Source organism: Comamonas sp. (assembly GCF_036643215.1).
In the GTDB taxonomy this organism is placed as follows: Bacteria; Pseudomonadota; Gammaproteobacteria; order Burkholderiales; family Burkholderiaceae_C; genus Comamonas.
On record NZ_JAVXSJ010000003.1, the window covers coordinates 231,330 to 245,283 of the forward strand.

The 13,954-nt window shown below is 60.0% G+C and carries 18 protein-coding genes; all 18 read left to right on the top strand.

Annotated elements, in window-relative coordinates:
* Position 1: 1 nt before the first annotated feature.
* The 18 genes from mlaD (at position 2) to RSF91_RS04205 (ending at position 13,905) form a co-directional block, all read left to right on the top strand.
* Positions 2-502, top strand: a complete 501-nt coding sequence (gene mlaD / locus RSF91_RS04120) for an outer membrane lipid asymmetry maintenance protein MlaD (protein WP_099738710.1) — start codon at positions 2-4, stop codon at positions 500-502.
* Positions 499-1,302, top strand: coding sequence for an MlaA family lipoprotein (locus RSF91_RS04125; protein ID WP_332567219.1), 804 nt, complete (start codon positions 499-501; stop codon positions 1,300-1,302). Before mlaD ends, RSF91_RS04125 begins: the two co-directional genes overlap by 4 nt.
* 82 nt (positions 1,303-1,384) lie before the next feature.
* The gene (locus RSF91_RS04130) at positions 1,385-2,014 is read left to right on the top strand and encodes an MlaC/ttg2D family ABC transporter substrate-binding protein (protein ID WP_332567220.1); all 630 of its coding nucleotides are present in this window, start codon (positions 1,385-1,387) and stop codon (positions 2,012-2,014) included.
* 19 nt (positions 2,015-2,033) lie between these two features.
* Positions 2,034-2,360, top strand: a complete 327-nt coding sequence (locus RSF91_RS04135) for an STAS domain-containing protein (RefSeq protein ID WP_332567221.1) — start codon at positions 2,034-2,036, stop codon at positions 2,358-2,360.
* 85 nt (positions 2,361-2,445) lie between these two features.
* Complete coding sequence (locus RSF91_RS04140; protein ID WP_332567222.1) at positions 2,446-3,381, top strand: ABC transporter ATP-binding protein; 936 nt, start codon at positions 2,446-2,448, stop codon at positions 3,379-3,381.
* Complete coding sequence (locus RSF91_RS04145; RefSeq protein WP_099738703.1) at positions 3,378-4,133, top strand: ABC transporter permease; 756 nt, start codon at positions 3,378-3,380, stop codon at positions 4,131-4,133. The genes RSF91_RS04140 and RSF91_RS04145 overlap by 4 nt, the downstream gene beginning before the upstream one ends.
* A 72-nt stretch (positions 4,134-4,205) precedes the next feature.
* Positions 4,206-4,448 carry a BolA family protein gene (locus RSF91_RS04150; RefSeq protein WP_332567223.1) on the top strand — a complete coding sequence of 81 codons (243 nt, stop codon included), beginning with the start codon at positions 4,206-4,208 and terminating at the stop codon, positions 4,446-4,448.
* A 93-nt stretch (positions 4,449-4,541) separates the two neighbouring features.
* On the top strand, positions 4,542-5,813 hold the full coding sequence (murA, locus tag RSF91_RS04155; RefSeq protein WP_332567224.1) for a UDP-N-acetylglucosamine 1-carboxyvinyltransferase: 1,272 nt from the start codon (positions 4,542-4,544) through the stop codon (positions 5,811-5,813).
* Positions 5,810-6,460: an ATP phosphoribosyltransferase gene (gene hisG / locus RSF91_RS04160; protein WP_332567225.1), complete on the top strand. Its 651-nt coding sequence runs from the start codon at positions 5,810-5,812 to the stop codon at positions 6,458-6,460. Before murA ends, hisG begins: the two co-directional genes overlap by 4 nt.
* A gap of 21 nt (positions 6,461-6,481) precedes the next feature.
* Positions 6,482-7,846, top strand: a complete 1,365-nt coding sequence (hisD, locus tag RSF91_RS04165) for a histidinol dehydrogenase (protein ID WP_332567226.1) — start codon at positions 6,482-6,484, stop codon at positions 7,844-7,846.
* Positions 7,847-8,017: 171 nt separating this feature from the next.
* On the top strand, positions 8,018-8,878 hold the full coding sequence (locus RSF91_RS04170; RefSeq protein ID WP_332567227.1) for a hypothetical protein: 861 nt from the start codon (positions 8,018-8,020) through the stop codon (positions 8,876-8,878).
* A 105-nt stretch (positions 8,879-8,983) separates the two neighbouring features.
* Complete coding sequence (locus tag RSF91_RS04175; RefSeq protein ID WP_332567228.1) at positions 8,984-9,259, top strand: hypothetical protein; 276 nt, start codon at positions 8,984-8,986, stop codon at positions 9,257-9,259.
* Positions 9,256-9,696, top strand: a complete 441-nt coding sequence (locus tag RSF91_RS04180; RefSeq protein WP_099738688.1) for a PIN domain-containing protein — start codon at positions 9,256-9,258, stop codon at positions 9,694-9,696. The genes RSF91_RS04175 and RSF91_RS04180 overlap by 4 nt, the downstream gene beginning before the upstream one ends.
* 58 nt (positions 9,697-9,754) lie before the next feature.
* A complete protein-coding gene (hisC, locus tag RSF91_RS04185) occupies positions 9,755-10,873 on the top strand; it encodes a histidinol-phosphate transaminase (RefSeq protein WP_332567229.1) in 1,119 nt (372 codons plus the stop codon).
* On the top strand, positions 10,870-11,493 hold the full coding sequence (hisB, locus tag RSF91_RS04190; RefSeq protein WP_442878798.1) for an imidazoleglycerol-phosphate dehydratase HisB: 624 nt from the start codon (positions 10,870-10,872) through the stop codon (positions 11,491-11,493). The genes hisC and hisB overlap by 4 nt, the downstream gene beginning before the upstream one ends.
* A gap of 81 nt (positions 11,494-11,574) precedes the next feature.
* Positions 11,575-12,243 (top strand): imidazole glycerol phosphate synthase subunit HisH, encoded by a 669-nt coding sequence (gene hisH / locus RSF91_RS04195; RefSeq protein ID WP_332567230.1) that lies wholly within the window; start codon positions 11,575-11,577, stop codon positions 12,241-12,243.
* A gap of 59 nt (positions 12,244-12,302) precedes the next feature.
* On the top strand, positions 12,303-13,046 hold the full coding sequence (hisA, locus tag RSF91_RS04200; protein WP_332567231.1) for a 1-(5-phosphoribosyl)-5-[(5-phosphoribosylamino)methylideneamino]imidazole-4-carboxamide isomerase: 744 nt from the start codon (positions 12,303-12,305) through the stop codon (positions 13,044-13,046).
* Complete coding sequence (locus RSF91_RS04205) at positions 13,039-13,905, top strand: D-hexose-6-phosphate mutarotase (protein WP_332567232.1); 867 nt, start codon at positions 13,039-13,041, stop codon at positions 13,903-13,905. Before hisA ends, RSF91_RS04205 begins: the two co-directional genes overlap by 8 nt.
* The last annotated feature ends 49 nt before the right edge of the window (positions 13,906-13,954 follow it).

Sequence of the window (13,954 nt, forward strand, 5' to 3'; positions counted from 1 at the left end):
CATGCAGCAAAAGAAAAGTGATATCTGGGTTGGCCTGTTTGTGCTGATTGGCGCTCTGGCTCTGGTCTTCCTGGGCTTGCAGTCGGCAAATCTGCTCAGCCTGAATTTTGAGAAAACCTATCCGGTGACCGCGCGTTTTGACAATATCGGTGGCCTCAAGGCCAAGGCCGCAGTCAAAAGTGCCGGTGTGGTCGTGGGCCGCGTGGAATCCATCACCTTCAACGACCAGACCTTTCAGGCCGATGTGGCCATGAACATGGAAAACCGCTATGCCTTCCCCAAAGACAGCTCGCTGAAAATTCTGACAAGCGGCCTTCTGGGAGATCAGTACATTGGTATTGAGGCGGGTGCCAGCGAAGAGAACCTCAAGGCAGGTGATCGCGTGACAGCAACCCAGTCCGCCGTGGTGCTGGAGAACCTCATTGGCCAGTTCCTTTATGGCAAGGCCGAGCAAGGTGGTGACTCCGGTGGCTCTGCAACCAATGGGGGAGCGAAAGAATGATGACGATAACAAGCCCACAAACGAAATTGGTGTCAAACAAAGCGCAACTCCTCAAGCGAACTGCGCTGATAGCTAGCGTTTCTGTAGCGGCTTTGCTGACCGGCTGTGCCACCACCACGGCCACAGGTCCCGCCAATCCAGCCGACCCGCTGGAGTCCATGAACCGCAGCATCTATTCCTTCAACGAAGGCCTGGACAGCGCCGTTTTCAAGCCCGTCGCCACGGCCTACCAGACCGTGACGCCGCGCGTTGCCAGAGATGGCGTGACCAACTTCTTCGACAACCTGGGCGATGTCTGGTCGTTCGTCAACAACGTGCTGCAGGGGCAGGGCGAGGGCGCTTACAACTCCATGGTGCGCTTCAGCGTCAACACGGTGTTTGGCATTGGTGGCCTGTTCGATGTTGCCAGCGAAGCCGGCATTCAGCGCAAGAAACAGGACTTTGGTCAGACGCTGGGCCGCTGGGGTGTGCCTACTGGCCCATACCTGATGCTGCCGTTCTGGGGGCCATCCACCGTGCGTGATGCCAGTGGTATGGTGGTCGATGCCTTTGGCTACCCGGCCAATACCATGGACGATGTGCGCTGGCGCAACAGCTTATATGCTCTGCGTGTCGTGAATCGACGTGCCGAACTGCTCCAGGCCGGTGATGTGCTGGACTCTGTCGCTCTCGACAAGTACAGCCTTATACGCGATGTGTATCTGCGCTCACGCATTGGCGGCGCGGTGTCTGGCGGGGATGGTCGTCTTGAAAATTATGATGACGACAACGCGGGCAAGCTGCCACCGGAAGGTCAATAAGGCTGCTCTGCAGCTGCTTACAAAGAATGTCCACGGGCTGTGGGCAAGTGCGGTGACACTTGCAGGCCCAGGAGAAGAATCAATGAAAATTACTCGTCGCGTATGGGGCATGGCCGCTGGTGCCATGCTGGCTCTGAATCTGGGTCTGCCAGCTCAGGCTGCAGATGAAACGCCTGATCTGCTGGTCAAGCGCGTCTCGGCCGATGTGCTGGAGACCATCAAGAAAGATCCTTCGCTGCGCAATGGTGATTCCAGCAAGATCAATGCGTTGGTCAATGAAAAGGTCATGCCCTATGTGGACTTCCGCCGCATGACTTCGGCTGCTGTGGGTCCCGCTTGGCGTCAAGCCACGCCTGATCAGCGTCAGAAGCTGCAGGATGAATTCAAGGCACTGCTGATTCGCACCTACTCGGGTGCTCTGTCTCAAGTCGGTGACCAGACCATCACCGTCAAGCCTCTGCGCATGGCCGCTGGTGACACCGATGTACTGGTGCGCACGCAGGTCAATGGTCGTGGCGAGCCTGTGCAGCTGGATTTTCGTCTGGAAAAGCACCCCGAAGGCTGGAAGCTCTATAACTTCAATGTGCTGGGTGTGTGGCTGGTGGAAACCTACCGCAACCAGTTTGCACAGGAAATCAATGCCCACGGCATCGATGGCCTGATCAAGACTCTGGCGTCGCGCAGCTCCATGCCTGCGAACGTCACTAAATAAGCGCAATGCTTTAGTCCTTATGGCCAAGTCTGCTACCAACTCTCTGCAATTGCCCAAGGAACTGACTTACCGTCAGGGGCGTGATTGCCTGCAGCGTCTGCGACCTCTGGTCACAGGCCATGCAGACTCTCAGGTGGTGGTGGATGCCAGCGCCGTCAAGGTGTTTGACTCTGCGGCTCTGGCCGTGTTGCTGGCCTGCCGCCGCGCTGCGCAGGAAGTGGGCAAGCAGCTGATCGTCAGCGGCCTGCCCAAGGGGCTGCAGTCCATGGCCACCCTGTATGGGGTCGATACTTTGCTGCTGCCGCCCCTCATGCCTGGCGCAGATGTTGCCGCCAAGCAAGGTTAGGCTGGGCTTTAGCTGGCGAATCCCTGTGGATCGCTAAGCCCCGCTGCGGCACAAGCGGCAGGCAGGCTCTAGAATCATGGGCTACATGCCCGCAGTCTCATTCCAATCAGTCTCCAAGACCTACCGAACCCCTAAAGGGGATTTTCAGGCACTCAATTCCGTGAGCCTGGATATCGAGGAAGGCGAATTCTTCGGTCTGCTCGGCCCCAATGGCGCGGGCAAGACCACGATGATCAGCATTCTGGCTGGACTGGCTCGTGCCTCTAGCGGGCGTGTGCTGGTGCAGGGCAGTGATGTGCAGGCCAATTTCTCGGCTGCGCGTCGCAAGCTGGGCATCGTGCCTCAGGAGCTGGTGTTCGACCCCTTCTTCAATGTGCGCGAGGCGCTGCAGTTTCAGTCTGGTTATTTCGGCGTCAAAAACAATGACGACTGGATTGATGAGCTGCTCGACAGCCTTGGCCTGACAGACAAGGCACATAGCAATATGCGTCAGCTTTCTGGCGGCATGAAGCGCCGTGTGCTGGTCGCTCAGGCGCTGGTGCACAAACCACCCATCATCGTGCTGGATGAACCCACGGCCGGTGTGGATGTGGAGCTGCGCCAGACGCTGTGGCACTTCATCGCCAAGCTCAACAAGCAAGGCCACACGGTCTTGTTGACGACTCACTACCTGGAAGAGGCTGAGGCGCTGTGCAGCCGCGTGGCCATGCTCAAGCGCGGCGAGATCATCAAGCTCTCGCCCATGAGCGAGCTGCTCAAGTCGGCTTCCAGCAACGTTCTTCAATTCAAGACTGATAGCGCTTTGCCCAAGGCTGTAGCCGATCGCGCCCGGGTTACGGGCCGAATCGTGCAGATTCCTGCGGCCCATGCGGGCGATGTGGAGCAACTGCTGGCCGCTTTGCGCCAAGGCGGCGTGACACCTGAAGATGTGGAAATTCGCCGTGCGGATCTGGAAGATGTGTTCATCCACATCATGAATGAAGGTTCTACGACAGCGGCGACTGCCGGAGGTGTGGCATGAACGGCTGGCAAACCCTGCTCAAGAAGGAAGTGCTGCGCTTCTGGAAGGTGAGTTTTCAGACCGTAGCCGCCCCCGTGCTCACGGCCGTGCTGTATCTGCTGGTCTTCGGCCATGTGCTTGATGGCCGCGTCATGGTTTACGACCGCATTCCCTACACCGCGTTTCTGATTCCCGGGCTGGTGATGATGAGCATGTTGCAAAACGCGTTTGCCAACAGCTCCTCCAGCTTGGTGCAGAGCAAGATTATGGGCTCGCTGGTGTTTGTGCTGCTCACGCCGCTGTCGCACTGGGCCTGGTTCAGTGCCTATGTGGGCGCGGCCATTCTGCGCGGCCTGCTGGTGGGCTTTGGCGTGTTTGTGGTCACGCTGTTCTTTGCCGTGCCGGACTTTGCCGCGCCGCTGTGGATTCTGGTCTTCGGCTTCCTGGGCTGCGCGCTGATGGGCACGCTGGGTGTCATCGCCGGACTCTGGGCCGAAAAATTCGACCAGATGGCTGCGTTTCAGAACTTTCTGATCATGCCGCTGACCTTTCTGTCGGGTGTGTTCTATTCCGTGCATTCGCTGCCCGGTTTCTGGCAGGCGGTCAGTCATGTCAACCCGTTCTTCTACATGATTGACGGTTTTCGCTACGGCTTCTTCGGGCAGAGCGATGTCTCGCCCTGGCTGAGCTTTGCCATTGTGGGCGGCGCCTGGCTGGCCGTGAGCGCGCTGGCCGTGCATCTGCTGCGCATTGGCTACAAGATTCGTAACTGATTTCTGAATTCACGCATGGCTGCTTGCGAGACAATGACCGGTCTCGCCAGCCCTGCGCTTAAAGGCTAACTCATGACTGCAGACCAACTCAAAGACCTGATCACCGCCGGCCTGCCCTGCGAGCATATTGCGCTGGAAGGCGATGGCCGGCACTGGTTTGCCACCATCGTTTCGGCCAGCTTTGAAGGTCAGCGCCTGCTGGGCCGTCAGCGCATGGTCTATGGCACGCTGGGCAACCGCATTGCGACGGATGAAGTCCATGCGCTATCGATGAAGACATTTACGCCCGCTGAATGGGCTGCTGCGCAGGCCTGAGGTCAGGCGAAGTGCAAAATTGATAGCTGCTAGCGCTTTACCAATATGCGCTAGAGGCATTTTTCTCACATAAACATATCAAGGCTTGTAGCCATGGACAAACTCAAGATCCACGGTGGTCGTCCCCTCCAGGGCGAAGTGCTGATTTCTGGCGCTAAAAACGCCGCTCTGCCTGAGATGTGCGCAGCACTGCTCACCAACGAGCCCGTGCACCTGCACAACGTGCCCCGTCTGCATGACGTGGCCACCATGCGCAAGCTGCTGGGCAACATGGGTGTGACGACCGAGACCCATGGCGAGCGCGGCGGCATCAGCTTTGTCGCCCCCGACAGCCTGACGCCCGAAGCGCCTTACGAGCTGGTCAAGACCATGCGCGCCTCGGTGCTGGCCCTGGGCCCGCTGCTGGCCCGCTTTGGCAAGGCCAAGGTGTCGCTGCCCGGTGGCTGCGCGATTGGCTCGCGCCCGGTGGATCAGCACATCAAGGGCTTGCAGGCCATGGGTGCCATCATCACCGTGGAAAACGGCTACATGCACGCCAGCCTGCCTGAAGGCTGGACAAAGCTGAAGGGCGCGCACATCACCACCGACATGGTGACGGTGACCGGTACCGAGAACTTCCTGATGGCCGCCGCGCTGGCGGATGGCGAGACCGTGCTGGAAAACGCTGCCATGGAACCCGAAATCAGTGATCTGGCCGAGATGCTGATCAAGATGGGCGCCCAGATCACGGGTCAGGGCACCAGCCGCATCACTATCCAGGGCGTGGACAAGCTGCACGGCTGCGAGCACGACGTGGTGGCCGACCGTATTGAAGCAGGTACCTTTCTGTGCGCCGTGGCGGCCACGGGCGGCGAGGCGCTGCTGCGCCATGCACGTGCCGACCATCTGGGTGCGGTCATCGACAAGCTGCAAGAAGCAGGCGTCAAGGTGGAGTCTGTGGAAGGCGGCCTGAAGGTGAGCTCTGATGGCAAGCTGAAGGCTCAGAGCTTCCGCACCACGGAGTACCCGGGTTTCCCCACCGATATGCAGGCTCAGTTCATGGCCCTGAATCTGGTGGCTGAAGGCACCAGCGTGGTGACCGAAACCATCTTTGAAAACCGTTTCATGCACGTCAATGAGATGGTGCGTCTGGGCGCTCGCATCACCACCGACGGCCGCGTGGCCAATATTGAAGGTGGCAAGCGCCTGTCTGGCGCCATCGTGATGGCTACTGACCTGCGTGCCTCTGCCAGTCTGGTCATTGCTGGTCTGGTGGCTGATGGTGAAACGCTGGTGGACCGCATTTATCACCTGGACCGTGGCTACGACCGCATGGAAGAGAAGCTGCGTGCACTGGGCGCTGATATCGAGAGAGTTTCAGAATGACGATCACTATTGCTCTCTCCAAGGGGCGTATCTTTGAAGAAACCGTGCCCTTGCTGGCTGCCGCTGGTATCGAGGTGACGGAAGATGTGGAAAAGTCGCGCAAGCTGATTTTTGACACCAACCGTTCTGATGTGCGCGTGGTACTGGTGCGTGCGTCTGATGTGCCCGTGTACGTGCAGTACGGCGGTGCAGATCTGGGTGTGTCTGGTCTGGACTCGCTGATCGAGCATGGCGGCCAGGGCCTGTACCAGCCGCTGGACCTGCAGATCGCCAAGTGCCGCGTCAGCGTGGCCGTGCGCAATGGTTTTGACTACCAGCATGCCGTCAAGCAAGGTGCGCGCCTGCGCATTGCCACCAAATACACCGAGATTGCGCGCAACTTCTTCGCGCAAAAGGGTGTGCACGTGGACATGGTCAAGCTCTACGGCTCCATGGAACTGGCACCGCTGACCGGCATGGCCGACGCCATTGTTGACTTGGTTTCCACCGGCAACACCCTCAAGGCCAATGACTTGGTCGAGGTTGAGTCCATCATTGACATCAGCTCACGTCTGGTCGTCAACCAGGCCTCGCTCAAGCTCAAGCAAGCTCCGCTGCGCCACATCATTGATGCGTTTGCGCAAGCCGTCGCCGCCAAAAACAACTGATCTTCCCCACTGGTAAATACTATGGAATTCGTAGCTGCTCCCGCCCGTCTATCAACCGCTGATGCCACATTCGAGCATGATTTTGCGCAGCGTCTGCATTGGTCGGCTGACACGGACGCAGCGATCGAGCAGCGCGTGGCCGACATCCTGGCCGATGTGCAAAAGCGCGGCGATGCCGCCGTGCTGGAGTACACGGCCCGCTTTGATGGTTTGCAAGCCGAAAGCATGGCCGATTTGGAGCTGACACAGGCCGACTTCAAAGCAGCCTTTGACAGTCTGCCTGTCGAGCAGCAGAACGCGCTGCAATCCGCTGCGGATCGCGTTCGCACCTATCATGAGGCGCAGAAGAAGGCCAATGGTGAAAGCTGGAGCTACCGCGACGAAGACGGAACCTTGCTGGGTCAGAAGGTCACGCCGCTGGACCGTGTGGGCATCTATGTGCCTGGCGGCAAGGCCGCTTATCCCAGCAGCCTCATCATGAACGCCGTGCCCGCCCACGTGGCTGGCGTTGCCGAGATCATCATGGTCGTGCCAACCCCCGCAAAGGGCAGTGTGGCCACTGGCGGCAGCGGTGAAGAAGCCAGCAGCCAAGGCGAGCGTAACCCGCTGGTGCTGGCTGCCGCATACGTGGCTGGCGTGACGCGTGCCTTCACCATTGGCGGTGCGCAGGCTGTGGCCGCTCTGGCCTATGGCACAGCCACCGTTCCCAAGGTGGACAAAATCACCGGCCCTGGCAACGCCTACGTCGCCAGCGCCAAAAAGCGCGTGTTTGGCGTCGTCGGCATCGACATGATCGCTGGCCCCTCTGAAATTTTGGTGCTGGCCGACGGCACCACGCCGCCTGAATGGGTGGCCATGGACCTGTTCAGTCAGGCCGAGCACGATGAGCTGGCTCAGTCCATCTTGCTGTGCCCCGATGCCGCCTATATCGACGCCGTGCAGCGTGAAATCGACCGCCTGCTGCCCGAGATGCCCCGCAAGGCCATCATCGCCAAGAGCCTGAACGACCGTGGCGCGCTGATTTTGACGCGTGACATGGAAGAAGCCTGCGCCATCAGCAACCGCATTGCGCCTGAGCATCTGGAGGTGTCGAGCAGCGACCCGCACCGCTGGGAGCCTTCCCTCAAGCACGCCGGTGCGATCTTCTTGGGCGCGTACACGTCTGAGTCGCTGGGCGACTACTGCGCAGGTCCCAACCACGTGTTGCCTACCAGCGGCACAGCGCGCTTCTCGTCGCCTTTGGGTGTTTACGACTTCCAAAAGCGCAGCTCCATCATTGAAGTGAGCGAAGCCGGTGCCCAGGTGCTGGGCAAGACGGCTGCTATCTTGGCCTATGGCGAAGGCCTGCAGGGCCATGCCCGTGCTGCTGAGATGCGTCTGAAGTAAAGCCGCTTCTGCACCCGAAACAAGCCGCGCCACTGAGCGCGGTTTTTTTGTATCTCCCGCTTTTGAGCGCTTGGAATGTACGAATTGCTTTCAAGATGTTTTATTGCTCGTACTTTGACGGCTTTGCAGAGACACTTGCGCTCATTCATCCAATGCTCAAGGAGCAAGTTCATGGGTTTCAACATGGCAATGTGGCGTTTACTGCTGGGTTTTTTGATCGCTGCGGGACTGGCTGCCTGCAGTACGGCTCCAACGTTCGACGCAAAAGAGGCGTCCGTCGCTGAAATTTCGGCTCCGCCTGCGCCCGCAGCCATGGCGGCTCCACGCCCGGCCAAGGCCCAGTCCACCTTGGGCACGCAATGGGGCGAGGGGCGTGAGTCGGTCACCAAGGTGGTGCAGGCATCGCGGCTGACGCCAGATCGCCCGCGGGACGCGGGGCAGATGCGCTATTCGGACGAAGACAGCATTCGCCGCGCGCTGGGAAAATATGCCGAGCAGCAGACTAATGCACTGCTGGCCGATGGCGATGTGGAGTTGCAAGTGCTCGGCGGCAATGGCGCTGCGCTGCGCATTTTCTCCACCCGTGGTGCCAAGGATTTTCATGTGGCTGGGCGCAACGGGGAGCGTTATGAACTGGTCTACACCAACCGCAGCAAGCGCTATTACGAAGTCGTCGCCACCGTGGATGGGCTGGATGTGCTGAGCGGTCAGCCCGGCAGTATTCAGAGCGCTGGCTATTTGCTGCGCCCCGGTGAGCGACTGGTGATTGATGGCTTTCGCAAGAGCGACCGAGAAGTGGCCGCCTTTCGCTTCTCGGTCAAGGGCCGTGCTTATGCCAACAACACACCAGCTGGAGATGCCCGCAATGTGGGCGTGATTGGCTCGGCGTTGTTTGAAGTGCGCCTTGATCAACGCGACCCCGATCTGCCCCGTCGCCGTGCGCCAGAAGTGGAGCTGCGCGATCCGCGTGACCCCAGCGCCTTCCCGGCCGATGCTCGTCAGTACGCGCCGCCACCACAGTACCGACGCTAATTCCGACTCAGTTTGAGACCTGCCCGATGCCAGCATCGGGCTTTTTTACGCTCAGTCGAGTCAACACGAATTTCGTGTTGCACGAATTTCGTGTACTATTAAGCCATGAAGAACGTCACCATCACCGTCGAAGACAGCGTGCTTGACTGGGCCCGTATTGAAGCGGCGCGGCGCGGCAGCAGTGTCTCGCGCATGCTGGGTGACTTCATGGCCGAGATGATGCAGCGCGAGGACGCCTATGAGCGTGCCTATCTGGCATGGCGCACAGACGAGCGCAGCTGGAACCAGAGCGCTAGCGAGCCTGCAAAACTCATAGCGCGTAGCGCAAGCAGCAAGCGCACTACAGGCCCAAATAATATTGAAGCCGGGGTGGCTCCATGAACCCCGTGTTTGTTGATACCTCAGTGCTGATTGCTGCGGAAGATGCTGCGGGGGGCGATCTGTACGCCGCCACGCTGGAATGGCTGGATTTGCTGTGGCGCAGCCGCAGCGGCCGCACCAGCAATCAGGCGCTGGTTGAGTTTTATGACCAGGCTACAACCGCTGCCGTGCCTATGCCGCAGGGCGATGCCCGCGCCGCCATTCGCCGCTATCAGACCTGGACGCCCTGGAAAACCGACGCTGCCACGCTGGAAACCGCCTGGGCCGTGCAAGCCCGCCATGCGCTGGACTTTGGCGATTGTCTGGCTGTGGCCTGCGCCCAGCACAGCGGCTGCAACCAGATGCTGAGCCTGTACCTGCCCCACGGCGCAGAGTTTGGCGGCGTGACGGTGCTGCACCCGCTGCAGCAAGCGGCTAATCCGAATCTTGAGGCTTGAGCGCCAGAACTGCATGACTGCATTGGCCAACGCAAGCCCTGTGTGAAAGAGTGAAACCATGACTGCTCAAGACATCCAATCCAAGGCCCTGCAACGCATTCGCGCCGATGTGCGCGCCATGCAGGGCTACCACATTCAGCCCGCGCAAGGCCTGCTGAAGATGGACACGATGGAGAACCCCTACCGTCTGCCGCTGGAGCTGCAGAAGAAGCTGGGCGAGCATCTGGGCGCACTCGAAATCAATCGCTACCCTGGAGAGCGTCAGGAGGTGCTGAAAAAAATGCTGGCCGATTACGCTGGCGCGCCTGCGGGGACCTCGGTGCTGCTGGGCAATGGCTCGGACGAAATCATCACGCTGCTGGCGCTGGCCACGGCACAGCCTTGCAGCGATGCACGCGCCAAGATGCTGGCACCCATGCCCGGCTTTGTGATGTACCCGCTGTCTGCCAAGCTGCAGGGTCTGGATTTTGTCGGCGTGCAGCTGACCGAAGACTTCGACCTTGATGTGCCCGCCATGCAGGCCGCCATTGCCGAGCACCAGCCCGCCATCACCTACATCGCCTACCCCAACAACCCCACAGCCACGCTGTGGGCCGAGGACAAGGTGCAGGCCGTGATTGATGCCGTCGCGCAGATTGGCGGCTTGGTCATCATGGATGAGGCCTACCAGCCCTTCGCCAGCCGCAGCTGGGTCACCCGCATGAAGGCCGACCCTGTACGCAATGCCCATGTGCTGCTGATGCGCACGCTCAGCAAGTTTGGTCTGGCCGGTGCGCGCCTCGGTTATCTGATTGGCCCATCTGCCATCGTCAACGAGCTGGACAAGGTGCGCCCGCCCTACAACATCAGCGTGCTGAACTGCGAAACGGCCATTTTTGCGCTGGAGCATGAATCGCTGTACGCCGAGCAAGCCGCCGCCATTCGCGCTGAACGCCAGCCTCTGATCGATGCGCTGGTCGTTATGAAGGGCGTAGAGAAAGTCTGGCCTTCTGAAGCCAATATGGTGCTGCTGCGCGTGGCCGATGCCGGTAAAGCGCAAACCGAGATGAAACAACGCGGCGTGCTGGTCAAAAACGTATCGGCCATGCACCCTCTGCTGAATAACTGCCTGCGCCTGACCGTAGGCACCCGCGAAGAAAACGCCCAGATGTTGGCGGCATTGAAGGAATCCCTGTGAGCAATATCGTTCCCTCCACCGCAGCGCCGCTGCCCCGCACGGCAGAAGTCACCCGCAACACGGCGGAAACTCGCGTGGCGGTGCGCATCAACCTCGACGGCACGGGCAAGGCCAGCCTGAACTCGGGCATCGGTTTTCTCGATCACATGCTGGATCAGATTGCCCGCCACGGCCTGATCGACATGGATATCGAATGCGCGGGCGACCTGCACATCGACGGCCACCACACGGTGGAAGACATCGGCATCACGCTGGGCCAGGCCTTTGCCAAGGCCATTGGCGACAAAAAAGGCATTCGCCGCTACGGCCACGCCTATGTGCCGCTGGACGAGGCGCTCTCGCGCGTCGTCATCGATTTCTCGGGTCGCCCCAGCCTGCACATGGATGTGAAGTTCACCTCCGGCAGCATTGGCCAGCTCGATACACAGCTGGTGTATGAGTTCTTCCAGGGCTTTGTGAACCACGCGGGCGTTACGCTGCACATCGATAATTTGAAGGGCTTCAACGCCCATCACCAGTGCGAGACCATCTTCAAGGCTTTCGCCCGCGCCGTGCGCTTTGCGCTGGAGCATGATGAGCGCATGGCAGGCGTGATTCCATCGACCAAGGGTGCTCTGTAAACAAGAGCGGCTAGCGCCTGTTCAATGTGGATTTGAATATCAAACCATGTTGAACGCTACTATTCACAAGCGGTAAATGCTATGAATTTGAAGAACAACACCGTGGCAGTCGTCGATTACGGCATGGGCAATCTGCGCTCGGTCTCGCAGGCGGTGCGCACGGCCGCTGCCGATACCGGCTGGGATGTGGTCGTCACAGCCGACCCCGATGTGGTCTACGCCGCCAACCGCGTGGTCTTGCCCGGTCAGGGCGCCATGCCCGACTGCATGCGTGAGCTGCGCGAGTCTGGCCTGCAACCCGCCGTGCTGGATGCGGCAGCCAACAAGCCGCTGTTTGGCGTGTGCGTGGGCATGCAGATGCTGCTGGACCACAGCGACGAGGGCGATGTGCCGGGGCTGGGCCTGATCCCCGGCAATGTGCGTAAGTTCGATCTGGCAGGCCGTACGCAGGCTGATGGCAGTCGCTTCAAAGTGCCGCAGATGGGCTGGAACCAGGTGTCGCAAAAGCTGCAGGGCGGCAAGCCCCATGCGCTGTGGGCGGGCATTCCTGATAGCAGCTTCTACTACTTTGTGCACAGCTTTTATGCGCAGGTGCAACAAGGCGAGCATTGCGCCGCCGAGACAGATTACGGCGGCCTCTTTGCATGTGCCGTTGCACGCGATAATATTTTCGCAACCCAGTTCCATCCCGAGAAAAGCTCGGACCAGGGGCTGGCGTTGTTCCGCAACTTCCTGGGCTGGAAGCCCTGAAGTTTTTTCTTTATGCACTGGCCAACTCAGACGGCCATCTTTGCTAGCAGACCACCATCATGTTGCTCATCCCCGCTATCGACCTCAAGGACGGCCACTGCGTTCGCCTCATTCAGGGTGATATGGACCAGTCCACTACCTTCGGTGAAGACCCCGCTGCCATGGCCACCAAGTGGCTTGAAGCCGGTGCACGTCGTTTGCACCTGGTGGACTTGAATGGCGCTTTTGCGGGCCAGCCCAAAAATCTGGGTGCCATCAAGAGCATTCTCAAGGCGGTGAACGGGGAGATCCCCGTGCAACTGGGCGGCGGCATTCGTGATCTGGACACGATTGAGCGCTACATCGATCTGGGTATTGAATACCTCATCATCGGCACGGCTGCCGTGAAGAACCCCGGCTTTCTGCAAGACGCCTGCAGCGCATTCCCCGGCCACATCATCGTGGGTCTGGACGCCAAGGATGGCAAGGTCGCTATCGACGGCTGGAGCAAGCTCACGGGTCAGGATGTGATTGAAACCGCCAAGCGCTTTGAAGGCTGGGGTGTGGAATCCATCATCTACACCGACATCGGTCGCGACGGCATGCTGACCGGCATCAACGTGGACGCCACCGTCAAGCTGGCCCAGTCGCTGAAGATTCCCGTCATCGCCTCGGGCGGTCTGGCGGGCATGGCCGACATCGAAGCCTTGTGCGCGGTAGAGAGCGAAGGCGTCGAAGGCGTGATCTGCGGTCGCGCCATTTACACCGGCGACTTGGACTTCGCTGCAGGCCAAGAGCGTGCCGACGAGCTGTCGGGTGACTGATGTGACCTTTCAGGCCCAAGCCGTTGACTGGCAAGGGCTGCCTGCTATCGCTTTAAAGCTGACTCAAGGCGATTCTGCCTTGGTCAGCTTGCAAGGTGCACAGGTGCTGTCATGGGTGAGCCGTGGTGAGGAGCGCTTGTTCCTCAGTCCCAAGGCGGCGCATGACGGTCAGACCGCCATTCGCGGCGGCATTCCCGTCTGCTTTCCCCAGTTCAACCAGCGCGGCCCCTTGGTCAAGCATGGCTTTGCGCGGGTCTCCCAATGGTCGGCCGATACCGCCTTGCCCTGGGGTGAAGACGGCGTTCAGCTCACCTTGCGATTGAAGGACAGCGAAGAGTCACGAGCCGTCTGGCCGCATGCCTTTGAAGCACTGCTGACGGTGCAGCTCAAGCCCGGTTCGCTGAGCGTGCAGCTGGCGGTGCATAACCGTGGCCAGCAAGATTTGCCTTTTACCGCAGCTCTGCACAGCTACCTGCGTGTGCCGCAGGTTGAGCAAGCCAGTTTGCACGGCCTAGAAGGCCTGAGCTACTGGGATGCCGCAGCGGTAGCGCCCGGTACCCACATCACTCAGCAAGGCGCAGTGCGCTTTGGCGCTGAGACCGATCGCGTCTATCCCCGTGCGGCTGATGCTTTGCAGCTACAGGCCGCAGGCCAGCCATGGCTGCAGATTGCGCAAGACGAGCCTTGGCACGAAACCGTGGTCTGGAACCCCGGCCCCGCGCTCTGCGCCACGCTCAAAGACATGGAAGCGGACAGCTGGCAGCACATGCTGTGCGTAGAAGCTGCGGCCATTGATGCTGCCGTGGTCGTGGCACCTGGCCAGCACTGGCAGGCTGCACAAACGCTGAAGAGCTACTGATACCTCTTTGCAATTTAAAAAAGCCCTTGGTCTGTGCAATATGCACCGG